At 45.7% G+C, this 24,622-nt stretch carries 22 protein-coding genes; 17 read left to right on the top strand and 5 right to left on the bottom strand.

Annotation, left to right across the window (positions count from 1 at the left end; all coding sequences use genetic code 11):
- The first annotated feature begins 190 nt into the window (after window positions 1–190).
- Both ACFVQB_RS03720 and ACFVQB_RS03725 read left to right on the top strand, forming a co-directional pair.
- Window positions 191–367, top strand: a complete 177-nt coding sequence (locus ACFVQB_RS03720) for a hypothetical protein (protein ID WP_379435060.1) — start codon at window positions 191–193, stop codon at window positions 365–367.
- 119 nt (window positions 368–486) lie between these two features.
- Complete coding sequence (locus tag ACFVQB_RS03725; RefSeq protein ID WP_379435061.1) at window positions 487–1,008, top strand: hypothetical protein; 522 nt, start codon at window positions 487–489, stop codon at window positions 1,006–1,008.
- 94 nt (window positions 1,009–1,102) lie between these two features.
- Here ACFVQB_RS03725 and ACFVQB_RS03730 read toward each other — a convergent pair whose 3' ends face one another.
- Entirely contained in the window at window positions 1,103–2,221 is a 1,119-nt protein-coding gene (locus ACFVQB_RS03730) for a GGDEF domain-containing protein (protein WP_379435062.1), read from the bottom strand.
- A 272-nt stretch (window positions 2,222–2,493) separates the two neighbouring features.
- Here ACFVQB_RS03730 and ACFVQB_RS03735 point away from each other — a divergent pair, with 272 nt between their 5' ends.
- Both ACFVQB_RS03735 and ACFVQB_RS03740 read left to right on the top strand, forming a co-directional pair.
- Window positions 2,494–2,751, top strand: a complete 258-nt coding sequence (locus ACFVQB_RS03735; protein ID WP_076291006.1) for a YolD-like family protein — start codon at window positions 2,494–2,496, stop codon at window positions 2,749–2,751.
- Window positions 2,752–2,851: 100 nt separating this feature from the next.
- Window positions 2,852–2,971: a hypothetical protein gene (locus tag ACFVQB_RS03740; protein ID WP_024631887.1), complete on the top strand. Its 120-nt coding sequence runs from the start codon at window positions 2,852–2,854 to the stop codon at window positions 2,969–2,971.
- Between the two features lie 48 nt (window positions 2,972–3,019).
- Here ACFVQB_RS03740 and ACFVQB_RS03745 read toward each other — a convergent pair whose 3' ends face one another.
- Window positions 3,020–4,279: an amino acid permease gene (locus ACFVQB_RS03745; protein ID WP_379435063.1), complete on the bottom strand. Its 1,260-nt coding sequence runs from the start codon at window positions 4,277–4,279 to the stop codon at window positions 3,020–3,022.
- Between the two features lie 173 nt (window positions 4,280–4,452).
- Here ACFVQB_RS03745 and ACFVQB_RS03750 point away from each other — a divergent pair, with 173 nt between their 5' ends.
- The 3 genes from ACFVQB_RS03750 to ACFVQB_RS03760 all read left to right on the top strand — a co-directional run bounded on the left by ACFVQB_RS03750 (window position 4,453) and on the right by ACFVQB_RS03760 (window position 7,068).
- Window positions 4,453–4,956 (top strand): ferritin, encoded by a 504-nt coding sequence (locus ACFVQB_RS03750; RefSeq protein ID WP_379435064.1) that lies wholly within the window; start codon window positions 4,453–4,455, stop codon window positions 4,954–4,956.
- A 396-nt stretch (window positions 4,957–5,352) separates the two neighbouring features.
- Window positions 5,353–6,093, top strand: a complete 741-nt coding sequence (locus ACFVQB_RS03755) for a polysaccharide deacetylase family protein (RefSeq protein WP_379435065.1) — start codon at window positions 5,353–5,355, stop codon at window positions 6,091–6,093.
- Window positions 6,094–6,153: 60 nt separating this feature from the next.
- Window positions 6,154–7,068: a hypothetical protein gene (locus ACFVQB_RS03760; protein WP_379435066.1), complete on the top strand. Its 915-nt coding sequence runs from the start codon at window positions 6,154–6,156 to the stop codon at window positions 7,066–7,068.
- Window positions 7,069–7,212: 144 nt separating this feature from the next.
- Here the strand turns inward: ACFVQB_RS03760 and ACFVQB_RS03765 are convergent, their stop codons facing one another.
- The 3 genes from ACFVQB_RS03765 to desA form a co-directional block, all read right to left on the bottom strand.
- Window positions 7,213–7,812 (bottom strand): response regulator transcription factor, encoded by a 600-nt coding sequence (locus tag ACFVQB_RS03765; RefSeq protein WP_053782057.1) that lies wholly within the window; start codon window positions 7,810–7,812, stop codon window positions 7,213–7,215.
- Window positions 7,809–8,957 (bottom strand): sensor histidine kinase, encoded by a 1,149-nt coding sequence (locus ACFVQB_RS03770; protein WP_379436286.1) that lies wholly within the window; start codon window positions 8,955–8,957, stop codon window positions 7,809–7,811. Before ACFVQB_RS03770 ends, ACFVQB_RS03765 begins: the two co-directional genes overlap by 4 nt.
- Window positions 8,958–9,050: 93 nt before the next feature.
- Entirely contained in the window at window positions 9,051–10,109 is a 1,059-nt protein-coding gene (desA, locus tag ACFVQB_RS03775) for a Delta(5) desaturase DesA (RefSeq protein ID WP_379435067.1), read from the bottom strand.
- A gap of 376 nt (window positions 10,110–10,485) precedes the next feature.
- On the opposite strand from desA, the gene ACFVQB_RS03780 reads away from it, so the two are divergent.
- The 10 genes from ACFVQB_RS03780 to ACFVQB_RS03825 all read left to right on the top strand — a co-directional run bounded on the left by ACFVQB_RS03780 (window position 10,486) and on the right by ACFVQB_RS03825 (window position 24,492).
- Window positions 10,486–11,325, top strand: a complete 840-nt coding sequence (locus ACFVQB_RS03780; RefSeq protein ID WP_113052849.1) for a YitT family protein — start codon at window positions 10,486–10,488, stop codon at window positions 11,323–11,325.
- Between the two features lie 224 nt (window positions 11,326–11,549).
- Window positions 11,550–12,746, top strand: a complete 1,197-nt coding sequence (locus ACFVQB_RS03785) for an ROK family transcriptional regulator (RefSeq protein WP_379435068.1) — start codon at window positions 11,550–11,552, stop codon at window positions 12,744–12,746.
- Window positions 12,747–13,853, top strand: coding sequence for an ROK family protein (locus ACFVQB_RS03790; RefSeq protein ID WP_379435069.1), 1,107 nt, complete (start codon window positions 12,747–12,749; stop codon window positions 13,851–13,853).
- Window positions 13,854–13,895: 42 nt separating this feature from the next.
- A complete protein-coding gene (locus ACFVQB_RS03795) occupies window positions 13,896–15,119 on the top strand; it encodes an MFS transporter (RefSeq protein WP_379435070.1) in 1,224 nt (407 codons plus the stop codon).
- A gap of 22 nt (window positions 15,120–15,141) precedes the next feature.
- Entirely contained in the window at window positions 15,142–17,385 is a 2,244-nt protein-coding gene (locus ACFVQB_RS03800) for a helix-turn-helix domain-containing protein (RefSeq protein ID WP_379435071.1), read from the top strand.
- 820 nt (window positions 17,386–18,205) lie between these two features.
- On the top strand, window positions 18,206–19,807 hold the full coding sequence (locus ACFVQB_RS03805; protein WP_379435072.1) for an extracellular solute-binding protein: 1,602 nt from the start codon (window positions 18,206–18,208) through the stop codon (window positions 19,805–19,807).
- A gap of 123 nt (window positions 19,808–19,930) precedes the next feature.
- Window positions 19,931–20,833, top strand: a complete 903-nt coding sequence (locus tag ACFVQB_RS03810; protein WP_379435073.1) for an ABC transporter permease — start codon at window positions 19,931–19,933, stop codon at window positions 20,831–20,833.
- 34 nt (window positions 20,834–20,867) lie between these two features.
- Window positions 20,868–21,740 (top strand): carbohydrate ABC transporter permease, encoded by an 873-nt coding sequence (locus ACFVQB_RS03815; protein ID WP_379435074.1) that lies wholly within the window; start codon window positions 20,868–20,870, stop codon window positions 21,738–21,740.
- A 23-nt stretch (window positions 21,741–21,763) separates the two neighbouring features.
- Window positions 21,764–23,455: a hypothetical protein gene (locus tag ACFVQB_RS03820; RefSeq protein WP_379435075.1), complete on the top strand. Its 1,692-nt coding sequence runs from the start codon at window positions 21,764–21,766 to the stop codon at window positions 23,453–23,455.
- 71 nt (window positions 23,456–23,526) lie between these two features.
- On the top strand, window positions 23,527–24,492 hold the full coding sequence (locus tag ACFVQB_RS03825; RefSeq protein ID WP_379435076.1) for a sugar phosphate isomerase/epimerase family protein: 966 nt from the start codon (window positions 23,527–23,529) through the stop codon (window positions 24,490–24,492).
- The last annotated feature ends 130 nt before the right edge of the window (window positions 24,493–24,622 follow it).

Below are 24,622 nucleotides of genomic sequence, written 5' to 3' on the forward strand. Positions count from 1 at the left end.
CATGCTTGCTCTCTATATTCATAACCCAAGTATGTATATACAGAATCGTGACTAATCTTTGAATGGAAGAAACACGGTACAAATAGCGTCCCCATATTGTATGGATGTGTATAATGAAAAAAGACATTATTTCCGATAATCCAAGATAGCTTACCCACTTTCTCATGGGTTGAATTCATGAATCCGAGAAGTGGAGGAAAGTGTCCTGGGCGGAGATGAGTTCCTCATTATGCTCTGCTCTGTGGGAAGCAATCCAAGAGAAGAAGCTCGTACCTATGCAGAAGATATCATCCAGAACCTGAATAAGTCGTTTATTATCGAATATGAGCGAATTCATATTGGTTGCAGCATTGGAGGCGCTGTATGAATCGAAACGTGCTGGCAAAAATAGAATGACTTTCTATTCAGAATGGAAGAACACCGTTAGAGAATAATATAATATTAAGTAGCAGGTAACTGTTTAGCATACAGGTAAGGAGCGATGAGATGTCTGGAAAATATACCAATGTACCCTATGGTTATGAACCGCCCCCGGCTACCCGGAAAGGCACGCTGATTTTCTATGATTCATTTGAGCACGTAACGAATGAGCAGCTTGAACGTGCCGCTGCTATTGCGGACACACGTTCTTTTGTGCAACTTGTGCTTTATCCCCTGCATGAGAATACGGTGAAGCGAATGAGCAAGGATGGTGTGCAGCCTTTTTACAAAAGGGAAGACCGCCTTCATGACTGGAGAAGGGAGCATGCTTCCTCCCGCATACGGGTCGAAGGCTGGGAAGGTAAGCGAAAGAAGTATACGCCGATCGAAGCAGCCCTGCGTCATATGGCAGAAGAATATCCTTCTCCCCATTTCTTGTATCTCACAGTGGAGATGGCGAATCAGTTCGCATCATTTGACTCATTCAAAGATTGGATTAAGGAAGTGCGTCTGATTATTGATGGGGAGCCCGTTAAGCTCCATCCGAAGTTGGAACAAAATACACATCGCTGGGAATGGGCAGAGTGAACCAATATTCGGAGTGAGGATTATCGGTAAAAAAAGTAGTGCTGAACAGCCGGCTTCCCGGTGAGCAGCACTACTTTTTGCGTTTTTTGGAGGACTAGACCAGATCAAGGGACGTCATCGTTTTATTTTTCCCCGTTCGTTTGGCGGCATACAGACACGCATCCACTTCCTCAAACAGCTTGTCCTTGGACAGATGGCTGCTGTAGCTTTTGAGACCGACACTTACCGTAATATAAGCGCCTTCAAGCTCCAGATGAACAAGACGGGCGATCTTCTTACGGATCTGCTCCACCAAGGCATATGCCTGCTCGAAAGGTTGCTCAAACATTAACAGTGCAAATTCTTCTCCACCATAACGCGCCGCAATATCGCTTGATGTGATGTTCTCCTGAATGACCTGAGAGACTCGCTCCAGAATGGCGTCTCCCACCCGATGCCCATATGTATCATTAATTGACTTGAAGTTGTCAATATCAATCAGAGCCAGATGAAGACTCATGCCATTAGTGGCATACTCAAACGCTTTTTCATAATAGTCCTTAAAGGAGCTTTGATTATACAGATTGGTTAACCCGTCTGTTTTGGACTGCTTGGTCATAATTGCGTTTCGCACAATCAGATCCTGCTTGGCAAGCATACTGGCCTGAAGATCATCCAGTACCTCGACGCCGCTCGTAACAATTAATTGCGCAACATATGTACCTACAATGAGAAAAGCCGGAATGGAAACCATGTCAAACGAAGATAAGTACAGCCGATAGGCTGGATCGCAGAGCACGATGACATAACCAATCATCTGCATGAGGCATACCGTCCATACTCTTTTCTTGCTGAAGAACAGAACCGAAGCGAAGATCGGCAACAGACAAATGGCCAGGATGATCCGAATATCGTAATTGACATGAATGATAGTCCAGGCAATGACTGTGCTGGCCATGGACATGGAATAGAAGGAAAATGAAACGAAACGGCGTTCTACCCAACTGGCGATCAGAATAGCTAAAGCGCTGGCTAATGTAGGCCAAAATAAAACATAGATCATGAAATCTTCTGGAGTGCGATCATAATCGAGAAACAGAAAGCAGCCTATTTGAATGACAACATGCGTTAAAACGACGACCCAGTAAGCGCGAAGCATTTTTTTGATCCATTTGGAATGCTTGAATTCGTACTCGGTTGGGATATGGTTGTTGTGTGAATGGGGACTCTTCAATATATCACCGCTGACTGCATCATAATGATACGACAGACGCTGCTCTCGTATTACCTGATTATAAAACACATTGTGCGAAACGCAAATCATTTAATTTGTAAATGAAAACTTATCTGACATCTTATAACGTGTTATCATCGATGAATTCTTTGCTTGATTTCTGTGACATGGCATTACACGAAGGTGAATGAATGGTATACTAATTAAATATGACCTCGGCAAATAACCCGTGGATTCGGGACGTCGGATTAGCTATAGAGGAGGCCGCTACATTGGCAAAAGCAAAAGTTGCAAAAAGACCTACCCGGGACGAGTTTGAACTGGAAGAGCTAGGGAACCAACTGGTGGAGGCGTTTCATGAACGTTCGGAAGTGTTGCTGACCGTATGGGGCAAGGAAGATCAGGTTCATGGGGTCATTGTGAAGTTGGACTCGCGTACCCGGCTAGTGCATGTAGAGTATACAGAGGAAGAATTTACGGCCAAAGTGCCGTTCCTGGATATTATGCGTATTGATTCACCACGGTACTAAACAAAAATGATAAACAGGATTTGAAATAGGGCATCCGCCCTGTCAAATCTGATCTCCCTGCATAAGATAACCCATACCTGTTGCAGAGGAGGTACGGTCAATGAGCGAAGTATTAGGTGGAGAAGCAAGAGGCTACGGATACGGAGGTTTTACTTCTGTAGGTGCCATTCTGGTTCTGTTCATCCTGTTGGTTATCATCTCCAAAGCGTTCCTGGTATAATTATTTATTCAAGATGAAGCTCTGCCATCGCGGCAGAGCTTTTTTTGTTTATATGTTGTGTTGCCGTTTGCTGAGCAATCCGTAGAGAACGACGATCACCACCGGGTAGAGAACAGCCCACCCGACAAAAGGAAACACGATAGCTGTCGCCACAAAGGAAATCCAACTGATTGTTACTCCAGTACGACTGCCCTTGAGTAATCGTATTCCGGCTGCGCATCCGCCAAGATAGGTGAGAATAAACGTTGCATTGGGCAACTGAATAAGTGTCGTGAGTGACACGAGACCTGATCCGTATATGCCTAACACGAGAGTAAAGCAGATGGCCAGGAATCCGATTGCAGCAATTGGTGTATGGTACCGACTGGATAAGCGGGACATCCATTGCGGAGCAGATCCTTGTCTTGCCAGTGCATAGGCGACACGGGATGCGGCACCAGCGTATGCAATGACTGTAGCGGTGCAAATAAATATGCCGGTCAACCCAGCAATTAATCCTCCCCAGGAACCGAGAGCCTGACTAATGATCCATACGAGGGAGACGTCTGCTCCGCCATGAAGATAGCTTTGAGTTCCGACTGTCGCCAGCGCAGTCAGGAAATAGAGCACACCTACAATGATGGCTGCAATCGTTACGCCTTTAATAGCTGCCTTGCGTGGATCAGTAAATTCTTCAGACAGGTGAGATACAGCTTCCCAACCGATAAAACACCAGAACAGAATGGCTCCAGCCTGTCCCACGCTGACCCAACCACTTGGCATAAAGGGTGTGAAATGTATGGATTCCATATTCGGAATAGCAAATACAAATGCCATGACGAGCACAATAATAATCGCCAGCACAACGCCAATCTGTACCTTTCCGGCGACCTGCATGCCCACGATGTTAATGATCAGTCCAGCCGCCAGCATGAGGGCGGCAATCGCTGTTCTGTATCCTTCCCCGAGTCCCAGCGCAGCTGTCATGTAGCCTGCACCTGTAAGGGCAGCCACGGGAGCACCGATGGGAACGGACATTAGAAAGAACCAGCCAACTACGGCTCCTGCCCTTTGTCCGAAAGCGAGGGTAACGAAATGGGATACACCGCCTGCGTCCGGGTAACGGGCTGAGAGTAATCCCATGGACAGGGCAAGCGGGAGAATCAGCAGCACCATGCCTCCCCAGGCGAGAAGTGAAGCCGGCCCTGCCAGTTCAGCAGCAAGTCCGGGTACAATCAGGACACCTGAACCGAGAACTGCACTTATATAAAGCGCAACAGCTTGCGGCATACCTATCGTTTTTTTGAGCTGAGAAGAAGATGTGTTCATGAAATAAAAGGCCTGCCTTCCAGAATGAAATGATTTTAGAGCGAGAACTATGTAATTATATAGGAAGAGATGTAATCAGTCATTGGCGAATTTTGTAGAAATTTCGATGTAAGTCGTGCGGACGTTATGATAAAATAAAAACATCCCTAGAGAAAGAATGAGGTGTACCCTTAATGAGTAAAGAGTTGACAGAAGCTTTGAACGAACAGATGAACTTCGAATTTTATTCGGCTCACGTATATCAGGCGATGGCCGCATACTGTTCCGGCGAAAGTCTGGACGGATTTGCTAACTTCTTCATTGTACAGGCAGAAGAAGAGCGGTTCCATGCGATGAAAATATACAAATTCCTGAATGACCGCGGACAACGCGCAACCCTTACTGCATTGCCAGAGCCGAAGAATGAATATTCCTCGATGCTGGATGTGTTTGAACACGGATATGCACACGAGCAGCAAAATACGAAGAAATTCTACAATCTGGCTGACATTGCCCTAAATGAGCGTGAACATGCCACGATGTATTTCCTGAAATGGTTCATCGACGAGCAAGTCGAAGAGGAAGCTCTGTTCGATAATATCATTCAGAAGTTGCGCCGCATCGAAAAAGACAGCAATGCTTTCTACATGCTGGACGCCGAATTTGGTAAACGTTCGTTTACACCTCCTGCGGAGTAAGAGGGGCTAAGCAAAGCAATCAGGATTGATCCGAACGATAAGTAAATCGATCTACATATGAAAAAGTCTGCTCTCGAGCAGGCTTTTTTGTTATTTCATTTTAAGATTCTTCGCTGGCTTCATATAAATTCCAGAAATGAATCTATCAGAAACCACAATTTGGGTTAATAGAATATATGTCAACATTGATCTATCCCGACGGATGTTCTTTTTCGAGCAAATCTTTCAAATTCGTTTTATTTTTTTGGGTAATCTGACAAAAGTGTAACTCGAACGTAGCATTTGAAGCGAGAATGGGACGCACTCTTTTTGATAGTATTAGGATTATCGCCAAGGGCTGCAATAAGAGAAACATAGACACCCCGGGAAATACAAGACATAAGGGAGACTTTTATTATGCTACATATTCGTAAAACGTTCATCACCGCACTTGCTATTCTATTGATCATTCCATTGCTATTGCCGCAGTCGGCTTCAGCTACATCATCCGCATCCAAGAATGCTGGAAATAAAGCGAGCTCCAAGATCATATATCTAACTTTTGATGATGGGCCGACCGCCCACACGGGACAATTACTGGATATTCTGGATCAGTACAATGCCAAGGCAACATTCTTCATGCTTGGACCTCAGATGGAGAAGTTTCAGAAGGCTACTAAGCGTATTGTTGCAGACGGACATGGACTGGGCTTACATGGCGTAACGCATGTTCCCGGTAAATTTTATAAATCCGCATACAGCGGCTTGAAAGAAATGCAGCAGGCCAATGAAAGCTTGAATAAAGTGGCGGGCGTCAAAACCAGCCTCGTTCGTACTCCATATGGCAGCAAACCGTATCTCAAACCGGCATATCGCAATGTTCTACTGGGTCAGGGTGGATTCCATTTGTGGGATTGGAATGTCGATTCCGAAGATTGGAAATACAAGAAGGATCATCAGAAAGTCTACAACAGCGTGATGAAGCAGATCCATAATGTGCAAAAGAACGGAATCACTCCTGTGGTCCTGATGCACGACCAGGAAGCGACATTGAAAGTACTTCCGCAAGTGTTAAAAACACTGAAGGCAGAAGGATACCAGTTTGAAGTGCTGACCAAGAAAGTACAGCCCGTGAATTTCTGGAATGACAAACGTTAAAATGCTGGCTAGACAACAAATTAAGTTCATCTCAATAACGGCATCAAGGAGGACAACAACATGAGTAAACCTAAATTATGGATGACAATTCCCGTGACAACAGCAGTGCTGCTTGCTCTTGCTGGATGTGGTGGTCAGGATACCGAACCATCATCAGTGGATAATACATCCACTGGGGTTGGCGAACAGACTCAGTCGGGAAGTGGAGGAGCTGATTTCTCCAATGGAGCGAAAGATAACGGAACAGATACAACGGGAACAACAGGGACGGAAGGTTCTGCGGGAAGCGGAACATCGACATCGAATTCGGAAACGACCGGTAACGGTCAAGCCCAGCAAAGCTCGAACGACGTCATTCAGGACATTCGCAGTCAGCTGAAGATGAAAAACGCTTCATTACCTACTTCATTTTCCTTGGAAAAGGGAAAACATCTGACTGCATCGATCACATCAAATACTTCAGATGCGTTCCACATTAACTTTTATTCCACTGATCAGCCTGTTGCGGTGAATGATGCTTCGTTGACGGCCTCTGGCAGCAGGGTGCCTGTTCTGGCAACCTATGAAGTGAAGACGTATAAAGACCCGAACAGTACGGATATTTTCCCTGAGACAGACTTGAAAGACGTTCCTAAGGATATGACAGTGGATCTGGGACATGGCATCAAGGGCATGGCTGAAGGCGCGGCGGGCAGTCAGTATCTGACTTGGACAGAAGGTAGATGGACGCTACAGATTCGTTCCGTTTCCGAAGATAACATGAATAATCCCGGGATTGCGAAGAGAATGGTGGAATACCTGGAGTCCCACACACTGCCTGCACCAAAGGATAAAGGATTCGTAAACGTGGAGTACCCAAGTGGTGGTAAAAGCGTCAACGTAACGATTTCCTGGCAAGATGGCAAGCAGATTCATCAGCTCCAGACCGAGCAGGTGCCACTGGAAGCTTTGGGTATGGTTGTTTCTGTAAAGTAGCATGGCCCTCAAATAAGGTTTCAAAAGGAAATAGGCTGGACCGAAGTGAGTTACTCCAGACCAGCCTATCCTTGTATAAGCAAGGTATATCGTCCCATCGATGTGCCTTGCTTATTTATGTTTCATTGGGTTAAAGCGGTACTTTCATTTAAACCACCCTTTTTCTTTGGAACGGGTGATGGCTTCAATGCGGTTACTCGCATTTAACTTGTTGAGGATAATAGAGATGTAATTTCGCACAGTACCGGTAGTAATAAATAGATGTCCGGCTATTTCCTTTGTATTTTTACCGTCTGCCATCAGGCCGAGAACGGCATTTTCACGTTCGGTCAGCGGGTTCTCCTGTACATAAGCCTCGTCCACCAGGTCGGGTGCAAAAATACGTCTTCCATTCATGACTTGACGGATTGCTTCGGCCAGTTCCTCGATCGGGCTATCCTTTAACAGATAACCACGTACACCGCCTTTCAAAGCACGTTCGAAATATCCGGTCCGGGCAAAGGTTGTCAAAATAATGACTTTACAGTTCATGCCCTTAAGTTCCTCAGCGGCCTCCAGGCCACTTTTGACTGGCATTTCAATGTCCATCAGACAGATGTCTGGTGTATGCTCCCTGACGAGAGCAAGAGCTTCCTGTCCATTGCTTGCGCGTCCTACTACTTCCATATCCTCTTCCAGATTGAGTAGGGAAGACAAGGCCCCCAGCATCATACGCTGGTCTTCGGCGATTACGATCCTAATCATTCTTCAACCTCCTTTATCGGTTTGCGTACCAGCTTGGGAACATGGATGACAATGCCTGTTCCTTCCATGTCTGCTCCGGAACGAATATCCAGACAACCGTTCACAAATTCAAGTCGTTCTTTCATCCCCAAGATTCCGGTACCGCGCCGTTCTTGCTTGCGGGTACGTTCGATTCCGACTCCGTTATCTTGAACCGTTAATATATTATCGGCCAGTGTTTCCTCGATACGGATGGTGCATATCGCTGCCTGACTGTGTTTGACGACATTCGTAACGGCTTCTTTCAGACACATGCCGAGTACATTTTCATTTAGTTGTGACGTATCCTGCAACTTCGGATTGCCTTCCAGTACAAATTCAATGGAAGCGGCCTTCAAAATCTGTTCGGCACGGAACAGTTCATCCACCAGTTGTGTGCCACGCATGGTCGTTACCATTTCACGGACTTCCTTCAGGGCCGTACTTGCCGTCTGTCTCAGATCGTTCAGTTCAATCTCGGCCTGATCAGGATTCATGCGAAGCAGACGCTTCGCCAGATCGGTTTTTAGACCGATGAGAGAGAGCTTCTGTCCAAGTGTATCGTGCAGATCGCGTGCGATACGCTGCCGTTCTTCCATTTTCACAAGATCATCCAGCCGTTTGTTGGCATTCTCCAGTTGGCCTTCCAACTGTTCACGCTTATTTTTGTTATACGTGCTGATCGGAAGCAAAATGGATGCCATGAGACTAATGAATACAAACGGGAACTGACTGAGCAACAGGGTGCTCTGTTTGATGAAACTATAATTAATGGTTAGAAAACTGGCTGCCAGGTTCACCGAATAGAGGGTGAAGAAACCGGCTTTATTTTTAATATTCCCAATAAAAAAGGCAAGAAACAATGAGAAATAGGCATAATCATAAGCGATGGTCATCGTAATTGATATGGCGATCAACAGTCCAATCCACATATACACCTGCCAGCCCTTTGTGATGAAGGCAAGCAGATAACAAACAAAGAAGAACAGAATGATGAAAATGCCCGCCACCATGGGCCACAATTTGGAATATTGCGAAATATAATAGAAGGGCAGGATGAAAAAGACGAGCCATACATATGGATTCAAACCTGTATTTTTGTAAAAAAGCTGCATCCACTTTTGAATGGAAATTCTCCTCCTCGGACTTGCAGGGTACTCAAACTTAGCCTGACTGTAGCATGACTTTAGCCTGAATACAAGAAAACGAATCCGACAGAGTTAAGGCTTCTCTGTCAGACCCGATTGTTTGTTTACTCGAATAGGCGGTTGAACGTAAGGCTTGCGGGATAAGGTTTTGATCTCTCTGAAGCTGATAAAGCGCTTGGATTCTTCGTCCCACAGACGGAAGCGCAGGGCAGTCAGACTGGAACGCAGCGTAATCGTTGTAGCCTTCTGCAATGGCGGTGTTGCGTTATGTGCTTCTTCCAAATAATAATTGGGTACACGTGGGCTCAAGTGATGCACATGGTGGAACCCGATATTGCCGCTGATCCACTGCAACAGTTTTGGCAGTTTATAGTATGAACTTCCTTCTACAGCAGCCTTCACATAACTCCATTCATCTTCATGTTCAAAGTACGTATCTTCGAATTGATGCTGTACGTAGAACAGCCAAATACCGAAGAAGCCGGAGAAGAAAAATACGGGTGCTTGCACCAGTACAAAAGCCTGCCAGCCGATTAACCAGCACATGAAGGCATAAAGGGCTACGATCAACACTGTAGTCAGGTGAGTATTAATACGTTCTTTGCGTCTTGCACCTTTACGGTTAAAACGGTAGGCGAACAGGAATACATAAATGGGTCCAATACCGAACATGACAAACGGATTACGATAAATACGGTAGAAGAGACGACCCCAAGGGGAAGCTGCTTTGTATTCTTCAACGGTCATAACCCAGATATCACCTACACCACGTTTGTCGAGATTGCTGCTGGTTGCGTGATGAATGGAATGCTCGTTTTTCCATTGCAGGTAAGGCGTCAGGGTTAATACACCTGTAATCGTGCCGAGAATGTCGTTGGCACGTTTGCTTTTGAAGAATGAACCATGACAGCAGTCATGGAAGATGATAAACGTTCTAAGTACAAATCCCGAGGCTACAAGGGCAATCGGAAATGTCAGCCAGTAGGACACGGACAAGCTATAATACGCTGCAGCCCATAATAATAATAATGGCAGTATGGAATTCACTAATTGTTGGATACTCAGACGAAGATTATTTTTCTCATAAGGGGTGACTTCTTTTTTTAGCGCCATTTCCTTGGTTCTGCTCATAGACGTACGTCCTCCTTCAATGGTCAATAACTGTATTCAGTTATGACCTAACGCTTCCTAGGAAGATGTCTCCAAGTGAGGCGTTTTTATCATTGTATAAGAATGCGTCCAGTGCAGTAAGTCATAAACGTCAGTATAGTGTAATGATGAATATCAATGATGACCCATGACATTTGTCATGGGTGGATGAAGTGAACCTGTCTTGTAGAGCCTGAAAAAACAGTAATTTCAGATTCCTTTGTACAATTCGCGCAACAATTTGTATTATGTATACAAATTTTGTGCCGGGCATGGTAGAATCTATCTTTGAGTGGTTATGACAACTTATGAAATTGGTTGATAGGTTGATTTTCTGATGGATTGGATGGAGTGCATGATGAAGAAAAGAATAACGGATATTCTATTTATTATGGCGGGTGCATTTCTGTTTGCACTTGCAGTAAACCTGTTCGTCATCCCGAATGATCTGGCTGAAGGCGGGGTTACGGGGATTACGATTATTTTGTATTACCTCTTTGAATGGTCTCCAGGACTGATGAACTTGCTCCTGAATGGTATTTTGCTAATTGTGGGGTACAAGTTTCTGGACAGAACGACAACCGTGTATACCATTATTGCGGTGGTATTTAACTCGCTGTTCCTGCACCTGACCGAGAGCTGGACGATTGCATCGGACGAGCTCTGGATTAATACTATTTTTGGGGGATTATTTGCCGGTCTGGGTATCGGCTTGATTGTTAGAGTAGGCGGCACAACGGCGGGGACGGTTATTCTGGCCCGGCTTGCCAATAAATATCTGGATTGGAACATCAGTTATGGACTGTTATTCTTCGATCTGATTGTGGCATTCTCGTCGTTCTTCATTATAGGGCCGCAAGGTTTGATGTGTACGATTGTCATGTTGTTCGTCGGCACCAAAACGATGGAGTTTATTATTGAAGGGCTCAATCCGAAAAAAGCAGTCACGATTATATCTACCAAACAGGATGCTATTGCTCAGCAGGTCATTGAGAAGATGGATCGGGGAGTCACCGTCCTGTCCGGTCATGGCTACTATACGAAGAACCCGAAAGAGATCTTATATATTGTCATTAGCAAACAAGAAGTTCCAATGCTGAAGAAGATTGTGCGAGCGGAGGACGAAATTGCTTTTATAACCATCCATGATGTGCGTGACGTATTTGGTGAAGGGTTCATTGAATTGTCCAAATCGTAATGAAGCGTATAATAAGGAAGTAAGAAGCTGCGGTGTATATCACTGTGGCTTTTTTTGATTTATATTGTGTAAAGTCAAAATTGAATAATTACAATGAGATCAGGCCTTGATTTTGAAATCATATCATCCGATACAGACAAAAAAGCTGTACACGTATTAAACCCGATGATATATTGAATTTAATTCGTTAATAAACTTAACTAACTATAAAAGGAGGCGATAAAATGGCTGGCACACCGCAATATATCCGCAATCTGAACGAGAATCTCATTATGGATGCTTTGATCGCAAGTGGTGCGATGTCCAGGGCAGATATCAGTCGTCAGACCGGACTCAGCAAACCTACGGTGTCGTCGGCGATTGAACATCTGATTGAACGAAATCTGGTGCTGGAAACCGGTAGAGCGGACAATGCTCAGGGTCGCAAAGCAACACTCATTCAATTTAACGAAACAGCTTATTATGTCTGTGGCATCGATATTGGGGCAACCCGAATTCGGATCGCGCTCTCTGATCTGAATGGTGGAATTAAGGACTACAGAACCTATCCGATGTTATCCGGCCAGCGTGGTGATCGAGCAGGGATGGCAATCCTTGATGTTCTTCGAGGACATATGGATGAATTACTGACGGAAAACCAATTGAGTTGGAATCAGATCCAATGTATTGGTTTTGGCATTCCTGCGGTTGTACTACCGGAATCTGGAGATATTGATCGAATCGTTGCCCCGTTAGAGGGATTGGAAAAGTTGCTCTCGCTTGAATCATTGTCGGGGGTCTTCCCATGTGAAGTGATCCTGGAGAACGATGTGAACCTGGCTGCACTGGGGGAGTACAGGGGTGGAGCAGCAGCGGAGTCCAATTTGTTTGTTTTTTTCTCCATCGGTACTGGAACGGGTGCAGGCATCATGGTGAGCGGGCAATTGTTACGAGGCTTGGGCGGGTTGACAGGCGAGCTTGCGGAGATGTTGTTGGAAGAGGGTCGTCGATTGGAGGATGTCCTATCTGCTGATGGTTTGATGGAACTGGCCAGGCGTCAGTTGCATGCCAGTCTTCTTGAGGACCCTGATTCTGGTATAGAAGATCTTCGTAAACACCTGACTCCGGAGAAACTGTTCGAAGCTGCTCGAAGTGGAGAAACGCAGGCTGTGCAGATTCTGAAACAATACAGCCAAATGATCGCTTCGGCTCTCCGTCATATCTGTGTCGTCCTTGCTCCCCATCTCATTGTACTTGGCGGAGGTATAGGGGGAAATGGGGATGTGTTATTGCCGTTTCTCAGACAGATCATATCTGAACAATTCCCGGCGCAGCCGGAACTGATCTGTTCAGAGCTTGGTGAGCGGGCTGTAGTCACTGGAGCAGTGCAGGTAGCCTTGCAACAGACGATGTTGAATCTCCAGCAAGAGGCATTGGAATAATTGAGTCCAAATTTTGATGGTGGGATGGAAATCGACATGAAGGAGGATACGAAGGAAGATATGAACCCTTTAATGAAGGAAGTTCCGTTGGAAACGGATCAGAAACAGACAGGCAGCAGTGATACATCCAACTGGATCGCAGGTATTGATATTGGAGGCACCAAAACGTTAATGCTTCTGTCATCCCAAGGGGTAGCAAGTGAATTACATGAACGTCAACTTCCGACTTGTGTCAGTGAACATCCAGATGTATTCTTCCAGTGGTTGTTCACTGAACTGGGAAAGTTCTGCCATGATGTGGGAATCCGTGTGAGTCAGCTTTCCGGTGTAGGTATGGGCTTCCCAGGAGTTATTTTGCAAGATGAAGGGGTACTACGCAATGCTCCAGCATTCCAGTGGCCCGAACAAGATATCCGACCCGTCATTGTGAGACATTACAGCGGAAATATCATACTGGACAACGATGTAAACTTGGCAGCGATGGGGGAATATGACCAAGGTGCTGCACAGGGGCATAAACATTGCGTGATGGTGACGGTAGGAACCGGAATCGGAGCGGCTCTTATCCTGAACGGGCAGCTGTACAGTGGGCAGAATGGGGCGGCAGGCGAGATTGGACATTTTATTGCTGGAGACGTTGGACTTCACGATTGTTATGTGGCAGAGCCAGATGCATTCGGTGTGTTTGAACAGGTGACTTCAGGTACTGGGATTACGAAACTAGCGAAGCGTTATTTCGCAGATGGACGGGGAAGTTCCTTATCCCTGGTGATGAGTCTTGCAGGAGGTGAAGCAGAACAAATTCAAGCCCGGCATGTATTCAAGGCAGCTGAAGCCGGTGATGCCGCTGCGCTTGAGATTCTGGAACTGCCCCTGCGTTATATGGCGAGAGGGCTTGCCAATATTGTAGCGCTGCTTAATCCTTCGATAATCGTGATCGGTGGAGGGGTAGCCGCATCCAATCCGTCCTACTATTTGAATGAAGTGCGCACACGCCTTAGCCGGTACACTGTACTACCCAGTCATATAGCAGTTGCTGAGCTTGGCAGTTCGGCGGGAGCAATCGGAGCACTGGCCGCAATCAGGTTGAGACTGACACATCAATAGAGAATAGGCGAGCCATTACAGAATTAAAGGATGGAGATCCGGATGAGAAGCAGACATATGAAGGCTTACACAGAGAAAAAAGAAGCCGATTCCAATGATGCAAAACGCGTATTACTCAAACTGCAAGGCTTATATCTGTTCATGGGGCTCGCTGGTGGGATATTTAACCCTTACATTAATCCCATATTGGTTGCACAAGGTTTTTCCAGCAAAGAAACCGGATTTATTATGGCCTTCGGCACACTTGTATCCATTATCCTCCAACCCATATGGGGAATTATGGTAGATAAGTTTAAAAAAACACGCTTTGTTTTGGTGATAAGCTTGCTTGTTCCCGCATCGTTAGCTTACTTTTATAATATTCAAGTGTACATGATATTAATATTGATTTATACTTTATGCACCATATTTCAAGTGACACAAATTCCGGTAGCTGACTCGTATGCGGTAACTGCAGCGAGGGCAGCGAACACGTCGTACGGCATGATACGGTTATTCGGTAGTTTGGGAACGGGGGTTGGCGGATTTGCTGCCGGTGTGTATCTCTCCCAGTTTTCCATTCATATGTTATGGCTGCCATTTCTCATGTTTAACATTCTGAGCGCCATACTGGCAAGTAGACTTCCCCGGCAGACGAGCATATCTTCTTCCTCCGTTACCTTTTCCGTTGGCTTGGCAAGATTACTACGTAACCGGACCTTTCTTCTATTTCTAACGGGTTGTTTCCTGGTAAACCAAACGCTCACTGCGTTCAATTCTTTTTTTGTTATTTCGTTCCAAATGGCTGGTGGTTCTGTTGCCATGACGGGTACAGCTCTTCTTCTGGCTTCCATTACGAACGTACCCTCCATGCTGGTCGCTGCATTTATTCTCCGCAAATGGGGGCATGAACGAACGATGCTGCTTGCAGCCGGAGCTTATATGTTGCGGTGGGGGATACAATGGCTATGGCCGACGCCTGAGGTCATGATCGGAATCCAGGTCCTACATGGATTATCTTTCGGATTTTTCTATATTGCTGCAGTTGAATATGTAGCTTCCGTCACCGGACGAGAGATGCAGGCTACAGGCCAAAGCCTGTTTAATATGGTTTTTGCCGGGCTTGGTGGTATTGTAGGAAATATGCTCAACGGTTATTTGCTGGATACTGGTGGTCCATCGCTGATGTATCTGGCTTGCACAATCAGTGCGGCTCTTGGGGCAATCATCCTGTACATGGTCAGCAGGCAGGCTAGAGCACAGGCAAGATTCTACTCACTAGACTAGAGATTGGAAGGGGTTGAAGCCTATGAAGGTCAAGCTGAAGCGGAACTGGTACACCAAGCTGTTATATTCCTATTTCCCCATTTTTCTGCTGACGATCTCCATCCTGATCTTTCTCTCCTTCCTGATTGTAAATGAACTTTCACGTAACGAAACGAAAAAAGCCGACATGATCTCCACCCGTTACATTGTGGATACACTGGAGCGGTCACTAAGCGATATTGAGCTCCGGTTGCTTGAAGACATCGGTTCGAACAAAATATACACTCGCTTTCTCGAAGCTGATCAGGGCCAATTGTCGAGCCAGTTCATCTATGAAGCGGCGAGTGGGCTGGGCAGGATGCTGGATCAGCAGGACATGATTCAATCCATTTATTTGTATCGCACCTCTGATTCCCAGATCCTTACACCTAGAGGCATGATGGGCATGGAAGATTTCCAAGATCGTGCTTATATTGAACAATCATTAAAGGATCGTGACAATATCGGGTGGAATCTGCCCAGGGAATATAGAGAGCGATCTTTTGACATGCCCTCACAGGTAATTAGCATGAATAAGTGGCTTCCACTACCGTGGGGTGGGGAAGGTTTGCTTGTCATTACCGTACGTATGTATGCGGTGGAACGGCAGATCGATAACATGACCAATGATAAGTTATCCGTCCTGCAGGTTAGGGACTACAACGACAATCTCATATATTCGGCACATCAGATGGATATCTCATCCGGTGAGATTCTGAATCGTGTACATGCAGACAAGCTGGGGTTGGTATTCGAGAGTGGCATTCAATCAGGACAACTATATTCATGGGTTTCACTGATCTCCTATGTGTGGATTGCCATTGGTTTATTGACCATTGGTGGTGCTGTGGCAGGAATTATCTATATTACACGCCGAAATTATCGGCCTATTCAGCTGATCATGAACCGAATCCAGGCTTTGCAGCCACGTGCCGATGAGGATGAGGCAGCGCCTTCGGTGAAGGACGAGCTGGCACTCATTGACCATGCACTTGAACATCTGATTGCCCAAACGGTGGATTATGAGAAGCAGCATCATGAAAATCTGCTTATTCACCGCAGGCAGCTGCTCGTTGATCTGATGGAAGGCGAGCGTATGGATTCCTTCCGTCAGCGTCTGCGTCATCTGAAACCACTCGAAGAGCGGTTCGTAGAACCGGCGAGCGTCGCTGTACTCATTGCGGAGATGAACGGTGAAGATCTGTCAGCTGATCAGAATATTCTGAAGATTGCCATCATGAACGTTGTGGAGGAACTGGTACAGAATGAGACGAGATTCGGTGGCTGGGCTGAATGGTTCGGCAACCGTAGGCTTATCGTTGTGATTGCATCCGATGAGAAGCAGGGACTTGACCGTGAATTGCTTATGGATTTGGCGAAGCAGGTGCATATGTGGATTGCAGATCATTTCCGAATCCGGTTTACCTTTGGAATTGGACGTACGGTTCGAGGATGGGAGGAAATAACCCAATCCTATGCGAGTGCAGATGCCGGCTTACAGCATAGACTTACCCTTGGCAAGGATGCCATTGTTCTGAGTGAACAGCTGCCGGATCGTTCCGAACTGCAATCCTATAAGTACTTGCAGATGCTAGCGGACATCGTCCGTGAATTCAGACTAACTGGTGAGGGTTGGCGGGCTCAGTTGGAGCAGATGTTTATTGCATTCAGTGAGGATCAGATCAAGGATAATGATATCCGCATGTTACTGCAGGCATTGATCCAGATGTTGTCTCGTGAATTCGGAGACTTGTCTGAACGGTTGCAAAGCCAATTTGCAGAAGAGATCCTGAGTCGTTTGCGCAATGATATGCAACAGGCAGAAACGCTGCGCAGTATCCAGGAGATTCTTCAGGAATGGCTCAAAGAGGTATATCGTAACTATGTATCCGTGAATGAAACGAAAAGTCATCGCGCGATGATTAACGAACTAAGAACCTATATTGAAGAACATTTCGATGATCCGGATCTATCGTTGAAACATCTGAGTGATCGTTTCCAGATTTCGGGCAAGTATGCGAGCTACATGTTCAAGGAAGAGTTTGATATGAAATTTGTTGATTTTCTGGTGAAACTGAGGGTGGAAAAAGCTTGCCGCCTGTTGTCTTCATCGGATACTGCGATTCAGGACATTGCGTTGCAGGTAGGTTATGCGAACGCAATCTCATTCGGCAGAGTATTTAAGCGCATTACAGGAGTGACACCGGGAGATTACCGTAAGCAGCACGGCAAACAAAGAGAACGTTAGTCAAGATGACGAGATATCAATAAACAGGTCACAATTACTACTAGCAACAATACTTTTACATTCAGTGTGGATGGCATTTCGTATACAATTACAGTGCCTGTTGGTACGTACACTACAATTCGCGAGAAGCATGAATCAGATCTAATTTTGGCCTTATCATCGGCAGTATTTTCTCAGAACATTCCCGTACAATTTAAGTTGGGTGGCATGCATTATGATCAGAAATATAACGTATTGATTTTGGAGCATACAGACCAAAATAACGAACATGTAATGGATAATTTTACTGGGAATGCAAACACTACATTGTTTGGTAATGTTAAATTTAATCTCGCACCGAGGGATTAAGTTGAATGTAACGACTGTGGAAGGCCTTTTATGAGTTGTTATGATATAACGGACTATGAAATTTGTTTTATAGAAGACTCTTTCAAGAGTAATATTTTATCCTGAAACTTGGAGGCCACCATTGAGGTGGTCTTTTTGTCATTACGTGATGTCCTATGACGCGGAAATAGGATTATAGAGTTTAAGCTCCATTAAATACTATCGTAAATATAGAATATATACCTTCTGTAGTCTCATGGTTTAGTTCATATCAGTCCTTTGAAAATTGTATATTGGCGGGAATTTAGTTTATTTGTCATGTTATCTAACTTGGTGAAATCGCTTACTAGCTTCAGAAAATAGTTTATTGTGCAATTCGAGAGTTTGGTGTGATAATTAGTGACATTCACAGGTGCAGCAAATGGGATGTCCATGATGGAATAGCAATCTTGTGAATCAATTCAGAGTGTGTGTGCGAAAGGGGAAAGGTCAAATGAGATTATTCCAAAGACGTAAGGCCAAAAAGGCAAGTTCAGTTCTTGCGGTGGTAACAGCCTTCACTCTAATGTTATCGGCGTGTTCGTCGGGAAGCGAATCAGCATCTTCATCAGGAGGGGCCGGTTCGGGAGAAAAAACAACTTTAAAAGTAGAGATATTCGACCGGGGAAACACGCCGGCGGGCTACACGATTTCGGACAGTTATTTGACCCGTTTCATTCAAGAGAAATTTGGCACACCCAATAATATTGATGTTCAATTCGTTCCGGTTCCTCGCTCTGAAGAAGTACAGAAACTCAATGTTCTGATGGCGAGCGGCTCGGAAGTTCCCGACATTGTATTCACGTATGATTCCGGAACATTTAATCGTTACGCTCAGCAAGGTGGTCTGACAGAGCTTACTGATCTCATTAACCAAAATGGAAGCAATCTGAAAACCCTGCTTGGAGACGAGACGCTGGCGTACGGTCAATATGATGGTCAACAGTTTGCAGTTCCAGGTAAACGTCTAGTTCTAGGCAAGTATGCTTCCTATGTTCGTCAGGACTGGTTGGACAAACTGGGGCTGCCTGCACCGCAAACGGCTGAAGAGCTGCATACAACGCTGAAGGCTTTTAAGGAGAAAGATCCGGGTAACGTTGGCGCAGGACTTATTCCATTCGGAATGTCCATTGCCTCCGCACAGTATGAACCTTTAATCTGGTCGTTCATTGAACCATTGTCTGAAGAGCAAAAGTATACATTAACACAACAACTGGGCTCCAACGATTATCCAACATTGTTGCCTGGTTTCAAAGAAGCACTCCGATATATGAACACTCTCTATAATGAAGGATTGATGAGTAAGGATTTTGGGCTCGACAAAGATAAGAAAAAGCTGTGGGAAGACGTGTCGAACGGCAAAGTTGGTTTCTACACGGAAGATGCAGGGGAAATCTACATTTCGGGTACGTACAAAAACTTGCAAACCAATCATCCTGATGCAGTTATGACTCCGATTGACGCATTTAAAAACTCCGAAGGCAAATTTGCCAAACCGGCATATGCACCAAATGCCATGTATGTGATGATTCCGAAATCCAGCAAAAATACAGAAGCCGCCATGAAATACCTGGATTGGATGGCTTCGGGCAACAATCTGTTCGATCTGCAATTCGGTGTGGAAAACGAGAACTATGAGCTGGTTGACGGTGTGCCTTTGATCAAGGATGACGCTTCGCCGGAAATTGCAGGTCGCATCTATAACGCTGGCGACCTGGCCATTATCGTTAACGGCAAGTATGTTGGCGATGATAAAAAGAATGAAGAAGCCTATGTCGTTCAGGTTGAATCAAAGTACCGCGATGACATGCGCAAATCGGTGACGATCTCCAACACGGATACCATCCAGCCTGTTCGCTTCTCCAAACCGATTGAAGCTGAGGCGAAATATGGCAATGGTCTAAAGGATAAATTTCAGGAGTTTATCGTTAAGGCTACCATCGCCAAACCGGCTGATTTCGATGCTGCGTTTGACAGTATGATGAAAGACTATATGGCAAGTGGCGGTCAGGCGATTCTGGACGAGCGTACAGCAGCTTATAAGGAGATGAAGTAATCCGCGCAGTCTGTTGACCGGATTTGCATTGAAGCAGCATTGATCAGGTAGTGAACCGGAAAGCGGGGTTAAAACCATCCTCGCCTTCCTGGAACATGCCTGCACCACATGGGGGGAAGAGTTATGAAGAATGGTGTGTATTTACGCAGAAACTGGCAACTGTATGCTTTGCTTCTGCTGCCCATGATCTATTTCATCATTTTCAAATACGGGCCGATGTATGGCGTGCAGATTGCTTTCAAGGATTTTAACTTCTTTCAAGGTATAGCTGGCAGTGAATGGATCGGTCTGGATGCGTTCAGAGAAGTATTCCAAAATCAGGATTTCTACGATGCACTGCGAAACACGATCATGCTGAACTTTCTGGATCTGATCGTTTCATTCCCGGCTCCGTTGATTTTGGCAATCCTGCTCTTCGAGTTGAAGAAGGCCTGGTTCAAAAAGATGGCTCAAACCTTGCTCTACATTCCCCACTTTATCTCATGGGTTATTATCGGAGGAATCGTACTTCAGGTATTCGGCACCCAATCCGGATTTGTTAACAACCTATTGATGAGCATGGGTATGGACCCGCTTCCTTTTCTCAGCGACAAAAACTACTGGCTATTCACGTATCTGGCTGTTGGCGTATGGCAGAGTGCAGGCTGGGGGACGATTCTGTATCTCGCTTCCCTGACCGGGATCAATCGGGAACTGTACGAAGCAGCAGAAGTGGATGGAGCAAGTCGATTGCGTCGAATCTGGCATATCTCTTTACCAGGCATCAAAACAACCATCGTCACTCTACTGATTATCAACGTTGGTAACATGATCTCTATCGGTTTCGATCGACCGTTCATTATTGGTAACGTAGCTGTGCGTGAATACTCCGATGTGCTCAGTACATTTGTGTATCGTGTAGGACTGCAATCCGGTCAGGTCACATTGGCAACGGCAGTAGGGCTGTTCCAGGCGATTGTAGGGCTTGTCTTTATTCTGGGAGCTAACTACACGTCCAAAAAACTGACAGATGAGAGCATCATGTAAAACATTTATAACTGGAGAGTAAGGGGTGGCAGAGATGTCTGAAAATGCAGCGAATCGGATTTTCAACACGGTGAACGTTATTCTTATTGTCATTGCGATGGTGCTCTGTCTTGCGCCGTTCATTCACATTATTGCAATCTCACTCAGCTCGAATCGGGCAATCGGTTCAGGGGAAGTTTCCTTTTTTCCCAAAGAGCTGTCCTTTGAAGCTTACTCCAAAGTATTTGCAGATATGTCGATGATTCGTTCCTTACTGTTTACAATTGGTTTAACCGTCCTGAGCACCATCTTGAGCATGGTCATGACCATTGCAGCGGCATATCCGCTTGCCAAAAGCAGCCTGAAAGGCCGCAAGTGGTTTATGCTCGTGATTGTGGTCACGATGTTCTTCAGCGGGGGAATCATTCCTGAATATATTCTAATCAAAAACCTTCACCTGCTTGATAGCACTTGGGGACTTGTTCTGCCTGGCCTAATCAGCCCGTTCTACATGATTATTCTAATTACCTTCTTCAGAGGCATTCCGGAAAGTTTGGAAGAAGCAGCAGGAATTGATGGAAGCACTCATTTTGGAACGCTCTTGCGCATTATTTTGCCGCTGTCTCTCCCTGTAATGGCAACACTGAGTCTGTTTTACGCCGTTGGACGCTGGAACGGTTTTCAGGATGCGCTCATGTATATTACCAAACCTGAACTATATCCTTTACAATTGAAATTGTATCAAATGATTCAGCAGAACCAGATAACCGAACTGATGCAGAGCGAAGGCATTGCAGCGGTTAAGGTATTGCCGGAAAGTCTCAAGGCAGCCAGTGTTATTTTCTCTACATTGCCGATTCTGCTGGTGTACCCGTGGTTGCAGCGTTATTTCATTAGTGGTGTAATGGTAGGTGCGGTAAAAGGCTAAACTCTCAGGAGGGAAATGGAATCATGACAGAGCGAATGGTTGAAAGGATGTCCAAAGAACAGCAGTTTCTTGTAAACCAGTCCATGTTAATGATGGATAACTTCTATGACAAGGAACTGGATCTGATGGGTAGTTTTGAAGAGGATTCTTCGCAACATAGCACACGGTCAAGTGCACACTATGCGCTCGGTTTGTTGGTGCGAAATGAAACGGGTGATGTGGAGCGCGCTGTTCGGGTGCTCCACAAAGTGCTTGACATGCAATATGATGCACCGGATGAGATCTATCACGGAACCTTTCGGACCAGACCGGATGCAATCCATCCGCCTGCAGGTCACTATGCATGGAAATCCTTTGCACCAGGCACGGCATATTTCCTGGAACGTACTTTTGAAAAGGTGTCTGAGCAGTTCATTTATAATCTGCAGGGCGCGGATTCAATCCTGACAGATCGGGCAGATGCCAAACGGTTGAAGCGGCTTTTTCATGATGCGGTGAATCAGATTCTTCCACCCGTCTGGATCAGTTATGATCCGAACTGGCGTGAGTTTATTGCGTGTGTGTGTGCCATTGTCACCGCAGAATTCGCCACACTTGTGCCAGGAACACTGCTGGAACGAATGGATCAAGCCATGGAACTGGCCGTACAGGCTTCCATTGATCGTCGGATGTCGGACGCCATCCCGATGAATACCAATATTGAACTGATGCATATCTTCATAACCCATTATTATGGACACCGCTTAAACCGAACGGAATGGATTAGCCATTCGGATGAACAGGCTGAAACCTTCCTTCGAGAGTTCGACCAATTTGGTGGTACTTTTGCCGAGTTCAACACAACAACCTATTACGGGGTTGATCTGTCTGTACTGGGCATGTGGAGAAAATATGCATTCACGGAGCGATTGACCGATATAGGGCATAGGATAGAGGCTGGATTGTGGACTAACATTGCACTCTATTATAATGCCAACCTGGAGAATCTGTCCGGACCGTTCGCAAGGGCCTATGACATGGAGATGAGGGAGCACAGTTCCATAGGTGTATTTCTTTACCTTTTGCTTGGAGAAGGATATGAGCATCTTGCAGGCATCAACTGTGAATCTGGACATGACCCTTTAATAGCGCTTGTGGGTGTAGATGTGCCGGTTGAAGCAGTGCCTTATTTCAAGGCACATCAGGGTGATCGACTTGTGCAAAAACAGTTCATGGAGCTTTGCGAACGTAATGAACCTCATGCCAATCGCAATTTATGTACAGCCAAAGCTTGGATTGGCGCGAATCGAATGATGGGGGCGATGTCCGGCAGCCGCAACACCAACGGGCAGATGTACCCTGCGACTATTCATTGGCAATCGGAGACAGGTGAACGTTATGATCTTCGATTGACTCGTCGTGAAGTGGGGGAGGGATGGAACACCCATTTGCGTGGGGTGACATTTGAAGCTGATGTAACGAAAGATTCGTTAGTTATTGAGGTAGAGCTGGACACGGAAGATGAGATCGAAATTTATTTTGAAGTCAGAGGACCATTCATCCGGCAGCAGGACATTATACCAGAGCAATGGCGGTTTCCGGGACTGATGTGTGACGTGAAAGCCGACGCTCCAGAGCCTTCTGTACTATTCTACGTGAATCATGCTGAAATCATCTATCGTTATGTACCTGGGGTAACTGCGAACAAAATGAGATTTGAATTAAACATCAGCTAGACTGATTTAAAAATAGAGAAGATTCATCAGACATTGAACGGGTTGAACATTGCATATAGGAGGATAAAGCTATGTTTACCGACAAAAAGGAATATTCATTTTCGACTTGCTGGAACATCAAACGTCACACTACGGGTCAAGGCATGATCGAGGAGATCAAATCCCTAGGGTTCAGACAGGTAGAGCTGAACTATAACGTGACAGATGAATTGTTGCAAACGATTGAACCGATGATTGAGCGGGGGGAAATCGGCATATCCAGTGTGCACAACACGTTCCCGCATGTAGCTGATCCGGATTACGGAACCGATTCGGTACTGCTCGGTTTCGACGATGAGCCTCGTCGTAAGCGCGCCATTGAACTGCTGCTCCGTTCAGCTGAATATGCACACCGGTATGGTGCGAAAGCAGTCGTCGTACATCCAGGCGAGGTGCCGTTTGATTATAATATTGATGAAGCATTGAAAAAAATATATCACGATCAAGGGCCGGACTCCTCGGACTATCAATCGTTGTGGCAAGAGATGCTGGAGAAGCGTGAGGCGGGGAGCGCACATTACCTGAAGCGGATTCAGGAGAGTCTGGAAGAAGTGTGTGAGTTGTCTGAACAGCGCGGATACGGTGTGAATTTCGGCATTGAAACTCGATCACGCTGTTACCAGATGCCGACGCTGCAGGAGGCAGGCGCAATTATCCGCGGTATGAAAGGTGCACCACTCGGCTTGTGGTACGACATTGGTCATGGCATGATGATGGACCGAATGGGGCTCTATGATAACGTACGTGAAGCAAATGAATTGATTGACCATGTCGTTGGGGTCCATATTCATGAGACGGTGGGATTGTCGGATCATTGGTGTCCTTATATACATAGTAAGGACATGGCGTTTTTTGATTCATTCCTGGATATCATTGATCGTTCTCCGGTCAAAGTGTATGAGTTGAAAGCGGCCTGCACACCGGAAGAGATTGATGAGAGTCACCAGTTAATTACAGCTCGTATCGTTGGACGTCAAGCAGTACGTCAGCACGGATAATCGGGCAAGTGAACAGCGACGATAAATAAACGTAAAGAGAGCGGTCAGAATAATATTACCTTTCGGGTTAAGTGGTATTCTTCCGCTCTCTTTTCGATGTGATATTCTCTAATCTGCAATTATAAGATAT

The organism is Paenibacillus sp. NPDC057886 (assembly GCF_042796655.1).
In the GTDB taxonomy this organism is placed as follows: Bacteria; Bacillota; Bacilli; order Paenibacillales; family Paenibacillaceae; genus Paenibacillus.